Below are 13,816 nucleotides of genomic sequence, written 5' to 3'. Positions count from 1 at the left end.
GCCTACGCCCGCGAGGCCGAGCGCTACCGGGTGCGCGACTGCGTCGCCCGGTTCCGCCGCATGCTGGATGAGGCCGTACGCGACGCGCAAGACGGCCGCACGCCGGCACCCGGCATCCGCGACGACATGGCGCTGCTCGCCGCGACGGAGCCGGCGCAGTCACCTGAGCCGCCCGCGCCAACGGCTCCGTCGGGCCAGAAGGGCGTGCCACGGCAACCACAACGGGCCGCACGCCGCGTCGTGCCGGACCCACGCCACGTGAGCGAGGCCAAACCGGAGCACGTGGTGCACATGCCGCACTGGGGGACGTTTTCCACCCCAATCGGATTCGACTACCTGCGTGACTCCACGCTCCAGCGCGTGGGCACCCGTGCGTTTCGCGCGGTGCTGGACGTTGCCGCCGCTCTGGTCACCCGTAGCGTCCTGGGGTTTCGCCTGGAGGGACGCGAGAACATACGACGGCTGCACGGCGGCTTCGTGAGCGTGTGCAACCACGTGCACGTGCTGGACTGCGGCATGGTGCTGCAGGCGCTGCGAGGCAAGCGCACCTACATCCTGAGCATCGAGGACAACTTCACGCTGCCCTTCTGCGCCCACATCGTGCGGTGGGCGGGCGCGGTGCCGGTGTCGCCCAGCCTCCGCCAGCTGGAGGAGTTGGTCCACTCGATGAGCCGGGCGCTACGCGCGGGGCGCGTGGTGCACGTGTACCCCGAGACTGCGCTCATACCCTACTGCAAGCAGCTGCGGCCGTTTGCCACGGGAGCGTTCTGGCTGGCCGTGAAGAACCGCGTGCCCGTGGTGCCACTGGTGGTCACGCAACGTGCACGCCGGGGGCTGTGGCGAGTTCTCAAGCGTCAGCCGTGCCTGACGCTCACGTGTCTGCCGGCCATCTGGCCGGACCCCACGTTGGGACGCAAGGACGCCGTGAACGACCTGGCCGAGCGCTGCTGGCGGGCCATGGACGCCCGCATACAGGCATCGTGAAGGACAACGTCCAAAAAGGCGTGTACCAAAAAGGCGTGTACCAAAATCGCGCACCAAAGGTGGACCAAAAGAAAACAGCCCAGAGACATAGCCTCTGAGCTGCGAGTTTATGGTGGGCGTTAGAAGATTTGAACTTCTGACCTCTTCCGTGTCAGGGAAGCGCTCTCCCCCTGAGCTAAACGCCCGATAGCTGGGAGCAGCTTTGCAGCTGCAACGCGAGGAATTACTATACGCGCAACCTCCAGAATCCGCAAGGCCCTTCTTGCCAAGAATTTTGGAGATTAACAGAAAGGAACGCAATCAAACGTAGCGGGCATAGTCCTGCGCAGAATGAAATATATGCGCAAGGATGACCGTTCGTCCTTCAACGGTGTAAAGGACAACGTAATTAAGTACGCGCATAGGCCTAAAGCCCAATCTTGCAACTGGCTCCATTCGACTCACTGAGTACATCTGCGGGTTGATGCATACCGCAGAGATCTTTCGATTGAACTCGTCGACAAAGTGGCGAGCCGCCCCAGGGCTGCCCAGATCAACGGCGAGATAGCGTACGATTGCCTCGTAATCCGCTTGCGCACGCGGAAGCATAACGTACCTATAGGCCATATTTCCTGCTAATACGCTCTACGAAATCTGGACCATCGACATAATCGCCACGCTCTAGGTCCTGCTTCCCTTCCAACAGGATTCGCAAGAGCTTCGCTTCTGCCAGTTCCTGTTGCATTTGGCGATAATCCTCGTTCTTCATGACAACGAACTCGTCATATCCATTGCGTGTCACTATGACTGGCTCAGCTGAGTTCATGACGGTTCTGGCAAATTCTGCCGTGTTCTTAAGATCTCTAATAGGTACAGCGGTGGTCATGCGGCCCTCCTCACGCGATAGCAAAAGATGATAAGAAGCGTGGTATTTTTATACCACAGCCAACCGTTCGCTGACTTACGCATTTCTGCGTATGGGGCGCGTCTCGCCTGGGCGCAAAACTTTTCGTTGACGTTGTAGGGGATGCGATGCATCCAGACGGAAAGGAGCACCATCATGGGCAAGCTCGACGGAAAGGTATGTGTCATCACCGGTTGTGGCAGCGGACTGGGCAAGCAGTTCGCCATCCGCATGGCCCGCGAGGGCGCGAACCTGAGCCTGGTCAGCCACAACGCGGAGCGCCTCGAGGACACCAGGCGCCAGTGCGAGGAAGCCGGTGCTGACGCCATCGCCTACGCGTGCGACGTGGCCGAGGAGCCCGAGCTCGAGAAGTTCGTAAAGATGACAATCGACCACTTCGGCACCGTTGACTGCCTCGTGAACAACGTGCACCACACCGTGCTGGCGCCCTTCATCGACCTCAAGATGGAGGACTTCATGTACGACCTGAAGGTCGACTTCTGCAGCACCTGGTACCTGATGCAGATGTTCTTCCCGTACATGCGCGACAAGCCAGGCGCGGGCGCCTCGATCATCAACTTCGGCAGCCGTTGGGGCCAGGAGAGCCCGAAGCTGGCCGGCGAGTACAGCCCGCTGAAGGAGTCCATCCGCGCACTGTCCCGCGTGGTCGCCCGCGAGTGGGGCCAGTACAACATCCGCTGCAACATCGTGTGCCCCGGCGGCTTCACGGACAACGCCAAGGCCCACATGAACGAGCAGCTGCCTGAGCTGCAGAAGTTCGCGACCGAGCAGTTCAAGAACAACGCATTCAACCGTCCCGGCGACCCCTACGACGACGTTGCGCCCGTGGTGGTGTTCCTTGCCAGCGACGACAGCAAGTGGGTCTCGGGTCAGACGATCAACGTCGACGGCGGCGGCTGGATGACCGACTAGCCCAGCATCCGCTTGCGCGCAAAGGCAGAAACCTTTGCGCGGAAGACAAGGACGAGAAGTGCACCTTTGTGCGCACGTGCGCACAAAGGTGCCATTTTCATTGCCTATTTGCGCGCAAAGGTGAGCGCCTTTGCGCGCAACAATCACCCCCTTGCGCACGAGGACTCAGTCTGTGCGCAAGGGGGCTGGAGGAGGGGGCGTTAAGCGCGACTTGGCGACGTCGCCCGCAGCAATCTACCTCGCCGCGGGCACCTCGACCACCAGGTCGGACAGCGGGAACGACACGCACGGGTGGATGTAGCCAAACTTGCGGTCGGCCTCTCGCCTGCCGTCGACCTCGGCTGGGCAGAACACCTGGCCCGAAACCAGCCGGGCATGGCACCAGCCGCACTCGCCGCTGCGACAGTGGCTGGGAGCCGCAATGCGATTCTTCTCCAAAGTCGCGCGTCCCGTCCCGTGCGTCGCGCAAGCCCCATAGCTGCCGTTCTAAAGTATGCAAGGACCACAAGCGCCACGAAAACGGGAGCTTGGGACGCGCCGGGGACGCGCTCCGAGGGCGGTCCGGCGGGACTTTCGAAAAACGCGCCTTGCGCATAAAAAGGGCCCCCGCCCGGATTGGACGGGGGCCGTGCCAGGCCCGTGCCGGCGCCCAGGGCAATGCCCTTGGGCGCTGAAAGGAGGAAGGACGCCCGCGCGCGGCGCCGGGGCGGGCGGCCGCTAGGCTTCCTTCGCCTCGGATGTGTCGGCCTTCTCGAGCGCTTCGAGCCTGGACTGCAGGTCGGCAAGCTCCCCCTGCATCGTCGTCACCGTGTTATATATGGCGACCATGCAGTTGTACATGTTCCCGCCCGGAGCCGTGCTCTTGCCTTCCGCGTCCTTGTAGTCGTACTCCCATACGTTGTGCGGCTGGGCGGACTCGGCGAGCCCGTGCGTCTCCACCGCGCAGTTGTACATGTTCCCGCCCGGCGCCGTGTTGGTGCCGTCGGCCTGGTCGTAGTGGTACTCCCAGTGGTTGTGAGGCTGGGCGAGCTCGTGCGTCTCCATCAGCGTGTTGTACATGTTCCCGCCGAAGGCGGTATGCCGGTAGTCGTACTCCCAGACGTCATGCGGTTCCATCTTGTCTCCGTCCTGGGGTTGTGCCCCTACGTAACGATATGCCCACGACCAGGCGCTGGGCACGAGGGCGCTATACGCGCTCTCCCACCCGGTCTGGTCGCCCTTTGTGCCGTTGGTGCTGCGGTGCTCTGACATGCGGAAGCCAGCCTGTTTGAGCGCGCCTCCGACGGATACGACCATCTCGGTGTGGCCGCTGCGCAGGAGCACGTCGCCGACCTGCAGGCCGGTGAGCGCCACGCGCTTGAAGCCGTACTTGAGAAGCGTGGTCTGCTCGTTGCCCGTCCACATGTAGGTGCCGCGCGGAATCACGCCGGCGGCCACGTAGCACATGCGCACGGCCTCGCTGCAGTCGTAGTCGCCGCCATGCACGGTCGTGGTCGTGCCGTCGCTCAGCACGAGCGTCTCTATCGTCCCGTCGCCGGCGCGGTTTGGCTGCGAGTAGCCGTGCGCCGAGTGCGTGACCAGGTGCAGCATCACCTCGGCGGCTCGCTGTTGGTATGTCAGCACGTACTCCTCCTAGTCATCGTACGTATGACCGCACGCGGGACACACGTCTCCGGCGGCGCCGCGCAGGGGCACCGCCACCTCGTGGCAGTGCGGGCACTCGCGCGTGGCGTGCTGCTCGGTATGGAGGCACTCCGGGCACTGCCAGCGCTCCCAGCCCGCGCCGCGAAGCGTGGACTCTGCCACGCGACGCATGGCGTGCCCGCACATGGGGCAGTCGCGGGGGCTACTCATCCGTGCCACCGGCCGTGGGCATGCCCTGCACGCCCGCAAGGAGCTGCGCGGTGTACGCGTCCTGCGCCTCGGCCTCGGCTGAGGCGCCCGCGTCGGTAGGCGTGTCGGCCGAGGCCGTGGCGGGGGCGTCGCCGGCCACCTGGTCGGCTGCGGGCGTCTCGCTGGACTTGACCGTCGCGTCCTGGGGCTCGGTCGTCGCGTAGGCGGTCTTGGCCGTGGCGGTCGTCACCCCGATGAGCGCGCCCACGAGCACGCCCGCGGCGTTGAGCGTGAGCACTATCGCGTCCACCTGCGGCCAGCCCCAGGCGGGGCCCACGGCCCCCACGAAGGTGGCTAGCGCTGGGCACGCCACGAGCCCGGCCCACTTGAGGGCCTGGTAGGGCGCGTCCGGGATTGCGTATGTCTTCGTCTCCATCATCCGTCCCTCCTCCTGCCGTCCCATGGCGGCAGGTCCAAAACGTCCTGCTTGTACGAGTCGACCACCCCGTTGTGGTCGCCCGTCGCCTCGCAGAGCGCCTCATACGTCTCGTACAAGTCCATCCACGCCCAGCGCTGCGTGTCGTCGGCGTCGCCGAGAGAGACCAGGCGGTCGTGCTCGCTCACGAGCTTCTGCCTGAGCAGCACCTTGAGCGCCGAGTCCACGAGCGCGTCGTGGGCCGCGCCCTGCGCCTCCCGCCTCCTCGCTGCCGACGCCGTGGATATGGCCACGTAGACCGCGAGCGCGATGGCCAGGCATATGAGCCATATGGTGGCCACGCGATCGTCCCTCGGGTTGCCCTCAGTCAGGGCCGCGCTCACCAGGTAGCTCAGCCCCATGGTGGTGCCCCAGTACAGCAGGCTCTTGTAGGTCTCCATGCCGCCTCCGTCCGACGGCCGACAGGGTAGCACGGCCGTGACGCGCCTACTGTGCCAAGTACGCCCCCGAGAAGAAGCACCAAGCTTTGTCGAGGCTGTTGCCCTTCGTCTCGACGACCAGGCTCCCCCCGTCGTCCACGTAGACGACCGCGCCCTGGTTCGCCTGCCCTTGGATGGCAATCGGGAACCTGCAGTCAATCTTTGACGGTGGCAGGCCTGTGGCCAGGGTGAAGGTCTGATATGTGCCGGGCCAGTCGATGATTGCGGCCGTCGAAAAGGTGACGACCTTCCCAAACCGGGTGGCGTACACAGGGACGCTCGTATTCAGCGATACGTCGACGTCCTTCGTCGCTATCGGCTCCAGGGCATCCCTCAGCTTGGCGAGCGGCACAAGGGGCTCAGTGAGGCGCACGGGGGTGCCCACGCTCACGCCGTCCAGCGGGATGCGCCAGAGCTTGAGGTCCCCGGAGTTCACGGCAGGGTCCGTCGGGGTGCCCGTCGTCGGGGTGCCACGGACCACGACGGGCGATACCGACTCGGTACCGTCGGATGCCTTGGCGTAGCGGGCCACCAGGATGTCGTTGCGCTTCTGCCCCTGCGTGCCGCTCTGGATGGTTACGCTCGTTGCCGCCGAGTTCCAGAAGCGGCGCCCCTGCACCATGCCGGCGCCGGTGCCAAGCGTGGCGGTGTTGGCGGTCTGCATGGTCAAGGCAAGGTCGTCGCCCCATTCGAAGACCGCGCCGTAGTAGCCAACGATGCCTATGTTCAGCGGCGCCAGGTCGTCGCTGCTGATGTGCGCGGTCCCCGTGCACCCGTCCACTATCTCTATCGCCATGTCATGCCTTCCTCTCCCATACGTGCGCCCCGAGGCTGGGACGCTCCTCCCACGAGCCGCCGTACGTGGCGGAGGGGCTCGTGGCCGACGTGCTCAGGTACAGGCACCCGACGGGATGGGACGCGAGGAACTGCGCCACGGATCCGTCCGATGTGCCGTCGTCGGTGCGCTCCCACGCGAACGGGCCGATGCTGGGCAGGGCCCTCCACGTTCCCCCGTAGCGGGAGCCCGGGTTCACGCCCGTGGTCTCCATGTATATCGAGTGCTGCGGGTGGGCGGCCAGGAAGCCGGCCGCCGGGGCGCCCGTGATGAGGGCACGCAGCTGCTCCACGATCTCGTGCGCGGCCGCCTCGGTCACCACGCGCTGGACCGCGCCGCCAATCACGCGAACCACGCCTTCACGTCATCCGCAGTGACATACGCGACGTTGCTCTGGATCACGTCGAAGTCCGTGTCAGCGGCGCCCGCGCTCGCCTTTGCGGTGTTGGCGACCACCATGTCTCCCGCTTCGCATGCCTGCCCGGCGAAGGTGCCCGTGGCCGACACGACCCAGCACCATCCCGGCTTGTAGTCGGTCCCGGTAATGTCCGTGTACGCGGCCGCGGCGCCCTTGTACGTCATCGCCGAAGTCACCGCGTTCGCCACGACCGCCTGGACGAAGGCCGTGGTCGCCACCTGCGTGGTGCTTGTGCTCGTCGCCGCCGTGGGCGCCGTCGGCGTCCCGGTGAGGGCCGGGCTCGCCAGGGGCGCCTTGGCGTCCAGCGCGGACTTCACGGTCTTGTTCTGCACGGGGTTGGCGCTCGTGCTCGACATGGCCGAGTCCACCGTGACCCTGGTGGCGCCGGTGGCGATGCCGTTGAGCTTGACCTTGTCGGCCGCGCTCATGAGTCCGGCGGCCGACGTGCTGGCGGCAGCATACGTCGTGTTCGTGTCCTTGTAATACGGCACGCCGTCGATGATCGGCGCCGGCGTGTATCCCGTCGCGCTGGTCACCGTCGAGGTGGTCTTGACGCCGCCGAGCGCGGTGCCGGCGGTCGGGAGCACGTACGCGTTGGCACCCGTCGCTATGCCGTCGAGCTTCGCCTTGTCGGTGGGGCTCATGGCACCGCCCGCGCTCTGCGTCGCCGTCGGTATCGTGGCCGTTCCGATGATGGCCGGAGAGGCCTGCCCGTTCTTGAGCTGTATCTGCAGGCCGCTAATGGCCAGGCTCGCGCCGTACCCGCTGCGGACCAGGTCCACTATCTGCTTTCCCGCGGCCTCCGAGAGAACCCTTGTCGCCAAACTCTCCTCCTATGCGAACCAGGACGCGGCCGTGGCCGCATCCACCGTCTGTATGTCCGACGCGCCCCCTCCGGAGCCGCCCGAGCCGAGGCCGACGGCCGCAGAGGTGCCGAGGGCGGCCTGGCCGGCCTCGTACGAGAAGGATGGTCTCCCACCGGTCACGCGCAGCTTCTTCTTCGTCACCCGCGCCTCCACCACGAGGCCGGTGGTGCCCTCGACGCTGCGCACCATGTCGCCCACGGCCATGTCCACGTCGTCGGCGGCCGTGCACTTGACCTTGCCGGAGGTCTGCAGGCCCCTCAGCTTCTTCGTGCCCGCCTCCACCAGCTTGTCGGAGTCCGCGCTGCTGTAGTCGTACAGCTGCGCTATCTCGTCCACGCCGGTAAGCGTCTGCCTCTGCGAGACGTTGCCGGAGGAGTCTGCGTACAGGTCCACGACCGTGCGCTCCTCGTTCTCGCCCGTGCCCGCGCACACCAGGTGGTTGGTGACGCGGTGGTACGAGGTCGCGTCGAAGTCCAGGCGGGACTCCTCGACCGCGTCCGCCCACTCGACCGCGGGCACCGCACGCAGCGTCACCATGCCGTCCCCCCGCACCATCTCGGGGCGCATACCGGACTCGCTGAGCATGTCAAGGATTCCGGACCAGGCGTCCTGGAACCGGTCGAATGTGTGGCTCACCGTGGTTCCGCCGGTCTCCGCCCTGAAGATGCCCGACAGGCCCACGCGCGCCACGATGGAGCCCAGGACGTCGCCGACGGCCCCGCTCACCGTGAGCGGGTCGGACCCGCTCCCGGATGTGAGCACCTTGCCGGCGAGGATGCCATGCCACGTGCGGCCCTTGACCTCCACCGCCGAGCACCTGCCGGACCGCACCGAGGCGGTCACCGAGTCGGCCACGCCGCCGTACTCGGTGCCGTCCACGTACACGTACCCGCCGGCCGGCGGCGCGAGTGCCGGGGCGAGCGTGAGGGTGAAGCTGTTCTCGTCGCTGCCGAAGGCCATGTCCATGCTGAAGTCGTCCACGATGCGCAGGTCCGTGCCGGACGCGTCCGCCACCACTAGGTCCATGCCGGGCTCCCCTCCTCTTCCCACCAGGTCAAATCGAAGCTGAAGCTCTGGTCCCACCCGACCCCGTGGGTGCCGGCCGGGACCGGCTGGAACGCGTATCGCCCGCACCCCACGCCGGAGCCGCGCACGGCCTTTGAGAAGACGCTCTGGCGCGTGCCGTCCACGAGAATCAGGGTCGCGGTCTTGGCGAGGCCGTCGAGCTCCACGCGCGCTCCTGATGGCACCTCGACGTCGACCTCGTACGTGTTGCCGGCGATGGCGATTGCTGGGTTTGTCGCGGGCCCCCAGTAGGTGATGGACACCGGCGACGGCCCCCAGCCTGCGGTCGCGAGGGTCGTCCTGGCCGCCGGGGGCGCCATGTCGTACGGGAGGTCGTACGGGAGGTCGAGCCCCGTGGACGACGACGTGGAGGACGCCGCGCGGAACTCCTCCACGTGCGGCCGGTGCCACGCCCCGTCGAGCAGCAGCACCGTGAGCTTCGCGAGGTGGGCGCCCCGCACGACCTTGGACGGGACGCACGCCACGATGAGGGCGCGCTGCCGCCACTCGCCGACGCGGAGCGTGCCCGGCGTCGCCGCCCTCACGTCCTCCTCCGCCACGTGGCGCAGCTCGTCCGCGACCGACGGGTCCATCATGGCGACCGCCATCGTCGCCTTGCGCGCCTGCCTGGCCGTGCCGCTCGCGGTGCTCCCGCCGAGCGTGTAGGACCATTCCCACTCACACAGGCCGTCCGGCACGCCGGCGTACGCGCCGGCGCCCGAGAGGCCCACGACGCGCACGCCGCTAGAGGCCATGTAGCTTATGGCCGGGAAGCTGCTACTGGGCATACACGACCCCCTCCCTCGCTATCCTCTGCAGGTCGCTCTCGCCCGTCACCGGCGTGTAGCGCCTGATGATGTCGGGCAGCGCGTCGAGGATGCGGTCCGCCGCGCTGCCGTATGCGGCTGCCGCCGCCTGGGCCCCGCTGCCGCCCTCCGCCGCGACCATGCGGGGCGCCTGGACCTCATACCCGCCCATGGTCCCCAGGGTCGCGTCCAGGGCGCCCGAGACGCCGCCCCACCCGTCGCCGATTCCGAGCGCCATGCCCTGCATGACGAAGTCGCCTATCTGGCGGAAGACCTTGGACGGGGAAGCGATGCCGAGGGCGCGCTTTGCCGAGTCGATGGCGCTCGACACGACATTGCCGAGGGCGCTCACCACGCGCTGGGCGCCGCTCGTGATGCCGCTCACGAGGCCGCTGATTATCTGCGAGCCGATGCTGGCCATGCGCCCCGGTATCGACGCCAGGCCGCTCACGAGGCTGGATGCGAAGCCGCTGGCTGCCTGCCCCGCGCGGCTCGCCATCTGGCCGGCGAAGGACGCCACCATGGAGAGCGCCGCCGAGAGCATGGACCACACGCGGCCCGGCAGGGACGCGAGGGCGGAGCCCACGCCGGAGACGAACCGGGAGCCGGCCGAGGCCGCCTGGGAGGCCATCTGGGACGCCCAGGCGACGGCCTGGGCCACAGCAGACTGCAGCAGCGACGCCACGAGGCCCGGGAGCGCGGCGAGCGCGGAGCCGCACATTGCCACGAACTGGGCGCCGGCGGAGAGCGCGCTGGCGGCCATCTGCGCCGCCCACGAGAGGGCCGTGGAGACCACCGACGCGAGGAGCGCGGCCACGCTTCCGGGCAGGGCCTGGATCGCAGACACGACGCCCGAGACGAACTGGGCGCCGGCCGTCAGCGCGTTCTGCACCATCTGGCCCGCCCACAGCACCACGTAGGCGATCGCGAAGGTGAGCCAGTACAGCACCTGCTCGGGCGCCGCCGCGAGCGCCGAGCCCAGCGCCGAGACGAACTGGGCGCCGGCGTCGAGCGCAGACTGGGCGAGCCCGGAGGCCCACGAGGCCAGGGCTTCCGCGCCCGCCTGGAGCGCGGAGCCTATAGTGCCGGGCAGCGACTCCAGGAAGCCGCCTATCGTCCCGGGCAGCGAGGCGAGGAGGTCCGCGGCCGCCTGGAAGGCCTGCGGCAGCGTGTCCGTGAAGAACCCGGCTATCGCGCCCGCGACCGTCCCCACCACGTCCTGGATGGCCTGCCACGCCCCGTTGATGGCGTCGCGCACCGTCTCGTTCGTGTTGTAGAGGTACACGAGCGCGGCAACGAGCGCCGCTACGGCCACGACCACGACGCCGAGGGGGTTGGCCTCCATTGCGAGCGAGAGGAACGCCCACGCGTCCCCCACGGCCGTCGTGACCGTGCCCCATGCGCCCATGAGCGCCGACACCACTGGGATGGAGCTCACCAGGCCGCCGATGGAGACGAGGCCTATGGACGCGCCGAGGACCGTGAAGCCGGCCGCGAGGGTGCCGCAGACGGCCGCGACGCCGCCGAGCACGGGGGCCGCGTCCGCGAGGGCGCCGATGGCGTCGCCTATCGCCGTGAGGCCGTCGGCGATGCCGCCGCCCACGACGTCGGCCACCGCCTGCAGGCCGTCGTGCACGCTGTCGAGCCCCGCCCTCACCTCCTCCGGCGACTTGTCGCCGAAGATGCCGTCGAACATGCCCTGGAGGCCGTCCACGATGCCCTGGGCGATGGGCCCTATCACGTCGGCCGCCCCGCGCACCGCGTCCACCACGCCGCCGATGGCGGCGCTCACCTGGGACGCGTCGACCTGCGGGAGCTGGATGCCCACGCCGGAGAGCATGGTGCTGGCGAAGTCCCAGGCCCCCGCGAGGGCCTCGGAGACCACGGGCTCCAGCGTCTGCTCCAGGCCGGAGAGCGCGGCGGGGAACTGCGTCACCATGGCCTCGCCTATCTCAACCACGCGCGGGCCCACGTTGGCCGCCACGTTCCCTATGGACGTGAGGAGGTTCTCGGTGAGCTGCCCCATGTCCGCGTCCGGGTTGGCTATGCCCGTCAGGTAGTCCTCCCACGCGGCCTTGGCCATGTTCCAGCTGCCCTCGATGGTGCCGGCCGCCTCCTTGGCCGTCGTGCCGGCTATCCCCTGCTTCTCCTGTATCTGCTGGATGGCCTGCACGCAGTCGGCGAACGAGTCGATGGATAGGTCGGAGGCCTCGCCGTTCGCCGCGCCCCACGCGTTGGCGTCGGCGATGAGCTGCTCCATGCCCTCCTTGGTGCCGGCGTAGCCCAACTTCAAGTTGTCGATCATCGTGTAGTTCTGGCGGCTTATGCCCATGATGGCGTTCTGGACGTCCTCGGCGTTGCTGCCGAAGACGTTCACGTTGTCGCTCATGGCGCGCATCGCGACGTCCGCCATGTCTGCGGCCTTGGCCGTGTCGCCGCCCAGGGAGTTTATCAGCGCGGCGCTGAACGTCGTCGCCTGCTGCATGTACTGGTTGGCGCTCATGCCGCTGGTCTGGTACGCCTGCGAGGCGTACGCCTGGAGCCTGGCTGAGGCGGAGCCGTAGAGCTTGTCCACGCCGCCCACCATCTGCTCGTAGGTGCTGTAGGCCTGCAGCGCCGACTTGCCCATGGCCACCGCGCCGGTGCCTATGGCGGCCACGCCGGCCGCGACGGCCTTCCCGGCGGCGCTCGCCACGCTCCCCAGCTTCGACTTTATGGAGCTCCCTATCGAATCGACCTTGCCCGAGGCCTGGTCGTCCACGCCTATCTTCACCATCAGGTCAAGCAGGTCCATGTCACACCACCTCCAGCCCTGCGCGGGCTATGACGTCTCTCGCTATCGCGTCCCCGTCCGCCGGCCCCTCCGGCCGCCTGCGGTCGCGTCCCAGCACGTCGTCCCAAGACAAGGCTGGGCGCTCGCCCATGGCCGCGCCACGGAGGCACGCCGCCACGTACGAGCGCCACAGTTCCCTGTCGCGGTCCCGGCGCTGCCGCGCCGCCGCGTATGCGCAGAATGCCCGCACGGAGCGCGGGCCCACGTACTCGCCCAGCGCTAGCTGGACGCATTCCCCGCCGTCGGCCGCATGGAGCCTAAAAAAGAGATTGCCTCCTCGTCGGTGAGGAGCTCGTAGAGGTCGCCGAGCACCTGGGCGAGGTTGTGGCTCGCCTCGTACCCCTCCCGGGTCTCGCCCGCGATGGCGGCGAGGCACTCGGTCACGTCCTGGCCGTGGCGCTCCATCACCAGGGGGATGGCGGCCGCCGCTGCCTTCTCCTTGTCGTCCTTCGCGGCGAGCACGGCCTTGCGCACCGTCTCGTCGGTCACCATCGCGGCGACCGGCCTGGCGAGGCGGGCGAGCGTCTCGATCGCGCGGCTTCCGGGGACGTCTGAGAGCCTCATGCCTTACGCCCCCGTCCCGGTCGAGGTGGTGGTGCTGGTCTCGGCCGTGCCGGCCTTGATGTAGAGCTCGTACGGGATGGCCGTCGGGTCCTCCATGCTGTAGTGCGCGGTGTACTCGAAGTCGAACTGGCCCTTCTTCTTGTCGTCGCTCGTGAGCGCGAAGCCGCCGGTGGAGAGCGTCTTCTTCATGTGGATGGCCACGAAGCCGCCGTTGGTGTCGCCGTTCTGGTCGCTGTAGTCGCCGACCCACCAGAGGTCCTTGAAGTCGGTGGTCTTGAGGTCGGCGCGCGGGACGACGTGCGTGGCGTCCTTGGGGTCGATGTCGGCCGCGCCGATGGTGCTCACCGCGCTGGAGGGCGACACCGTGACGAAGGTGCCGGAGATGGTCACCTCCACGCTGTCGAGGCGCTTGAGCTCCGCCATGTTTTCGGGGCAGTTGTCTATGTCGTCGCCGAAGTCGGTATAGCTTGGCTTGGCGGTGAACTTCACGCCGCCGCTCGTCGCGCCCACGATATCGGCCTTGTCGAGCGTGCCCGTCGCGGGCGTGAAGTCCGTGAGGAGCAGGCCCGCGTTGAGCTGGAGGTGCGAGAAGGTGTCGCTGGGAATCTGGGTGAACTTCATTCGTGTTTCTCCTTAGTCGGTAGTGATCCACTCGACGGAGACGTTTATGCGCCGCCGGCTAACGTCCGGGTCCTCGTCCGTGACCGCCTGGCACCACGGCTCGCCGCGCGTTAGCCACATGCCGCCGCCGTCGCATGCCACGAGCGCGCCCCCCAGGCCGATGGCATGGGACAGCGCGCGTGCGCGCCGGTTCGCCGCCGCCTCGCCCTCGCCGCGCGTCCACAGGTCGACGGTCGCCGCCGTCGGTGCCGCCCCCCACG

At 67.9% G+C, this 13,816-nt stretch carries 17 protein-coding genes, 1 tRNA gene and 1 pseudogene; 2 read left to right on the top strand and 17 right to left on the bottom strand.

The genetic code is table 11. The features are described 5' to 3' along the window. On the top strand, positions 1-984 hold a 984-nt coding region (locus tag ACI38Z_RS05180; protein WP_439789123.1), incomplete at its 5' end, for a 1-acyl-sn-glycerol-3-phosphate acyltransferase. A gap of 110 nt (positions 985-1,094) precedes the next feature. Here the strand turns inward: ACI38Z_RS05180 and ACI38Z_RS05175 are convergent. The 3 genes from ACI38Z_RS05175 to ACI38Z_RS05165 form a co-directional block, all read right to left on the bottom strand. After that, positions 1,095-1,169, bottom strand: a tRNA-Val gene (locus ACI38Z_RS05175). Positions 1,170-1,284: 115 nt separating this feature from the next. After that, positions 1,285-1,572 (bottom strand): type II toxin-antitoxin system RelE/ParE family toxin, encoded by a 288-nt coding sequence (locus tag ACI38Z_RS05170; RefSeq protein WP_439789124.1) that lies wholly within the window; start codon positions 1,570-1,572, stop codon positions 1,285-1,287. A gap of 7 nt (positions 1,573-1,579) precedes the next feature. Further along, on the bottom strand, positions 1,580-1,849 hold the full coding sequence (locus tag ACI38Z_RS05165; RefSeq protein ID WP_439789122.1) for a type II toxin-antitoxin system prevent-host-death family antitoxin: 270 nt from the start codon (positions 1,847-1,849) through the stop codon (positions 1,580-1,582). A gap of 174 nt (positions 1,850-2,023) precedes the next feature. On the opposite strand from ACI38Z_RS05165, the gene ACI38Z_RS05160 reads away from it, so the two are divergent. Beyond that, complete coding sequence (locus ACI38Z_RS05160) at positions 2,024-2,800, top strand: SDR family NAD(P)-dependent oxidoreductase (RefSeq protein WP_439789121.1); 777 nt, start codon at positions 2,024-2,026, stop codon at positions 2,798-2,800. A 234-nt stretch (positions 2,801-3,034) separates the two neighbouring features. Here the strand turns inward: ACI38Z_RS05160 and ACI38Z_RS05155 are convergent. The 14 genes and pseudogenes from ACI38Z_RS05155 to ACI38Z_RS05090 form a co-directional block, all read right to left on the bottom strand. Beyond that, positions 3,035-3,244 (bottom strand): annotated as a pseudogene (locus tag ACI38Z_RS05155) (2Fe-2S iron-sulfur cluster-binding protein); the annotation flags it as partial. Between the two features lie 273 nt (positions 3,245-3,517). Beyond that, positions 3,518-4,423: a peptidoglycan amidohydrolase family protein gene (locus ACI38Z_RS05150; protein ID WP_439789120.1), complete on the bottom strand. Its 906-nt coding sequence runs from the start codon at positions 4,421-4,423 to the stop codon at positions 3,518-3,520. Between the two features lie 9 nt (positions 4,424-4,432). Further along, a complete protein-coding gene (locus ACI38Z_RS05145; protein ID WP_439789119.1) occupies positions 4,433-4,654 on the bottom strand; it encodes a hypothetical protein in 222 nt (73 codons plus the stop codon). Further along, a complete protein-coding gene (locus ACI38Z_RS05140; protein WP_439789118.1) occupies positions 4,647-5,069 on the bottom strand; it encodes a phage holin in 423 nt (140 codons plus the stop codon). Before ACI38Z_RS05140 ends, ACI38Z_RS05145 begins: the two co-directional genes overlap by 8 nt. Next, positions 5,069-5,509, bottom strand: a complete 441-nt coding sequence (locus ACI38Z_RS05135; protein ID WP_439789117.1) for a hypothetical protein — start codon at positions 5,507-5,509, stop codon at positions 5,069-5,071. Before ACI38Z_RS05135 ends, ACI38Z_RS05140 begins: the two co-directional genes overlap by 1 nt. 46 nt (positions 5,510-5,555) lie before the next feature. Beyond that, complete coding sequence (locus ACI38Z_RS05130) at positions 5,556-6,344, bottom strand: hypothetical protein (RefSeq protein WP_439789116.1); 789 nt, start codon at positions 6,342-6,344, stop codon at positions 5,556-5,558. Position 6,345: 1 nt separating this feature from the next. Then, a complete protein-coding gene (locus ACI38Z_RS05125; protein ID WP_439789115.1) occupies positions 6,346-6,738 on the bottom strand; it encodes a hypothetical protein in 393 nt (130 codons plus the stop codon). Next, positions 6,726-7,625 carry a head fiber protein gene (locus ACI38Z_RS05120; RefSeq protein WP_439789114.1) on the bottom strand — a complete coding sequence of 300 codons (900 nt, stop codon included), beginning with the start codon at positions 7,623-7,625 and terminating at the stop codon, positions 6,726-6,728. The genes ACI38Z_RS05125 and ACI38Z_RS05120 overlap by 13 nt, the downstream gene beginning before the upstream one ends. 9 nt (positions 7,626-7,634) lie before the next feature. After that, positions 7,635-8,693, bottom strand: coding sequence for a hypothetical protein (locus ACI38Z_RS05115; RefSeq protein ID WP_439789113.1), 1,059 nt, complete (start codon positions 8,691-8,693; stop codon positions 7,635-7,637). Then, positions 8,684-9,520 (bottom strand): hypothetical protein, encoded by an 837-nt coding sequence (locus tag ACI38Z_RS05110; RefSeq protein ID WP_439789112.1) that lies wholly within the window; start codon positions 9,518-9,520, stop codon positions 8,684-8,686. Before ACI38Z_RS05110 ends, ACI38Z_RS05115 begins: the two co-directional genes overlap by 10 nt. Further along, positions 9,510-12,332, bottom strand: coding sequence for a phage tail protein (locus tag ACI38Z_RS05105; protein WP_439789111.1), 2,823 nt, complete (start codon positions 12,330-12,332; stop codon positions 9,510-9,512). The genes ACI38Z_RS05110 and ACI38Z_RS05105 overlap by 11 nt, the downstream gene beginning before the upstream one ends. Before the next feature lie 258 nt (positions 12,333-12,590). Further along, the gene (locus ACI38Z_RS05100) at positions 12,591-12,935 is read right to left on the bottom strand and encodes a hypothetical protein (RefSeq protein ID WP_439789110.1); all 345 of its coding nucleotides are present in this window, start codon (positions 12,933-12,935) and stop codon (positions 12,591-12,593) included. A 3-nt stretch (positions 12,936-12,938) separates the two neighbouring features. Next, on the bottom strand, positions 12,939-13,556 hold the full coding sequence (locus tag ACI38Z_RS05095; protein ID WP_439789109.1) for a hypothetical protein: 618 nt from the start codon (positions 13,554-13,556) through the stop codon (positions 12,939-12,941). Between the two features lie 12 nt (positions 13,557-13,568). Next, on the bottom strand, positions 13,569-13,816 hold a 248-nt coding region (locus tag ACI38Z_RS05090; RefSeq protein ID WP_439789108.1), incomplete at its 5' end, for a hypothetical protein.

The organism is Parafannyhessea sp. (assembly GCF_051876455.1).
GTDB lineage: Bacteria > Actinomycetota > Coriobacteriia > Coriobacteriales > Atopobiaceae > Parafannyhessea.
Note: the sequence above shows the minus strand (reverse complement) of the source record. Positions and strands in the feature narration are given on the sequence as shown.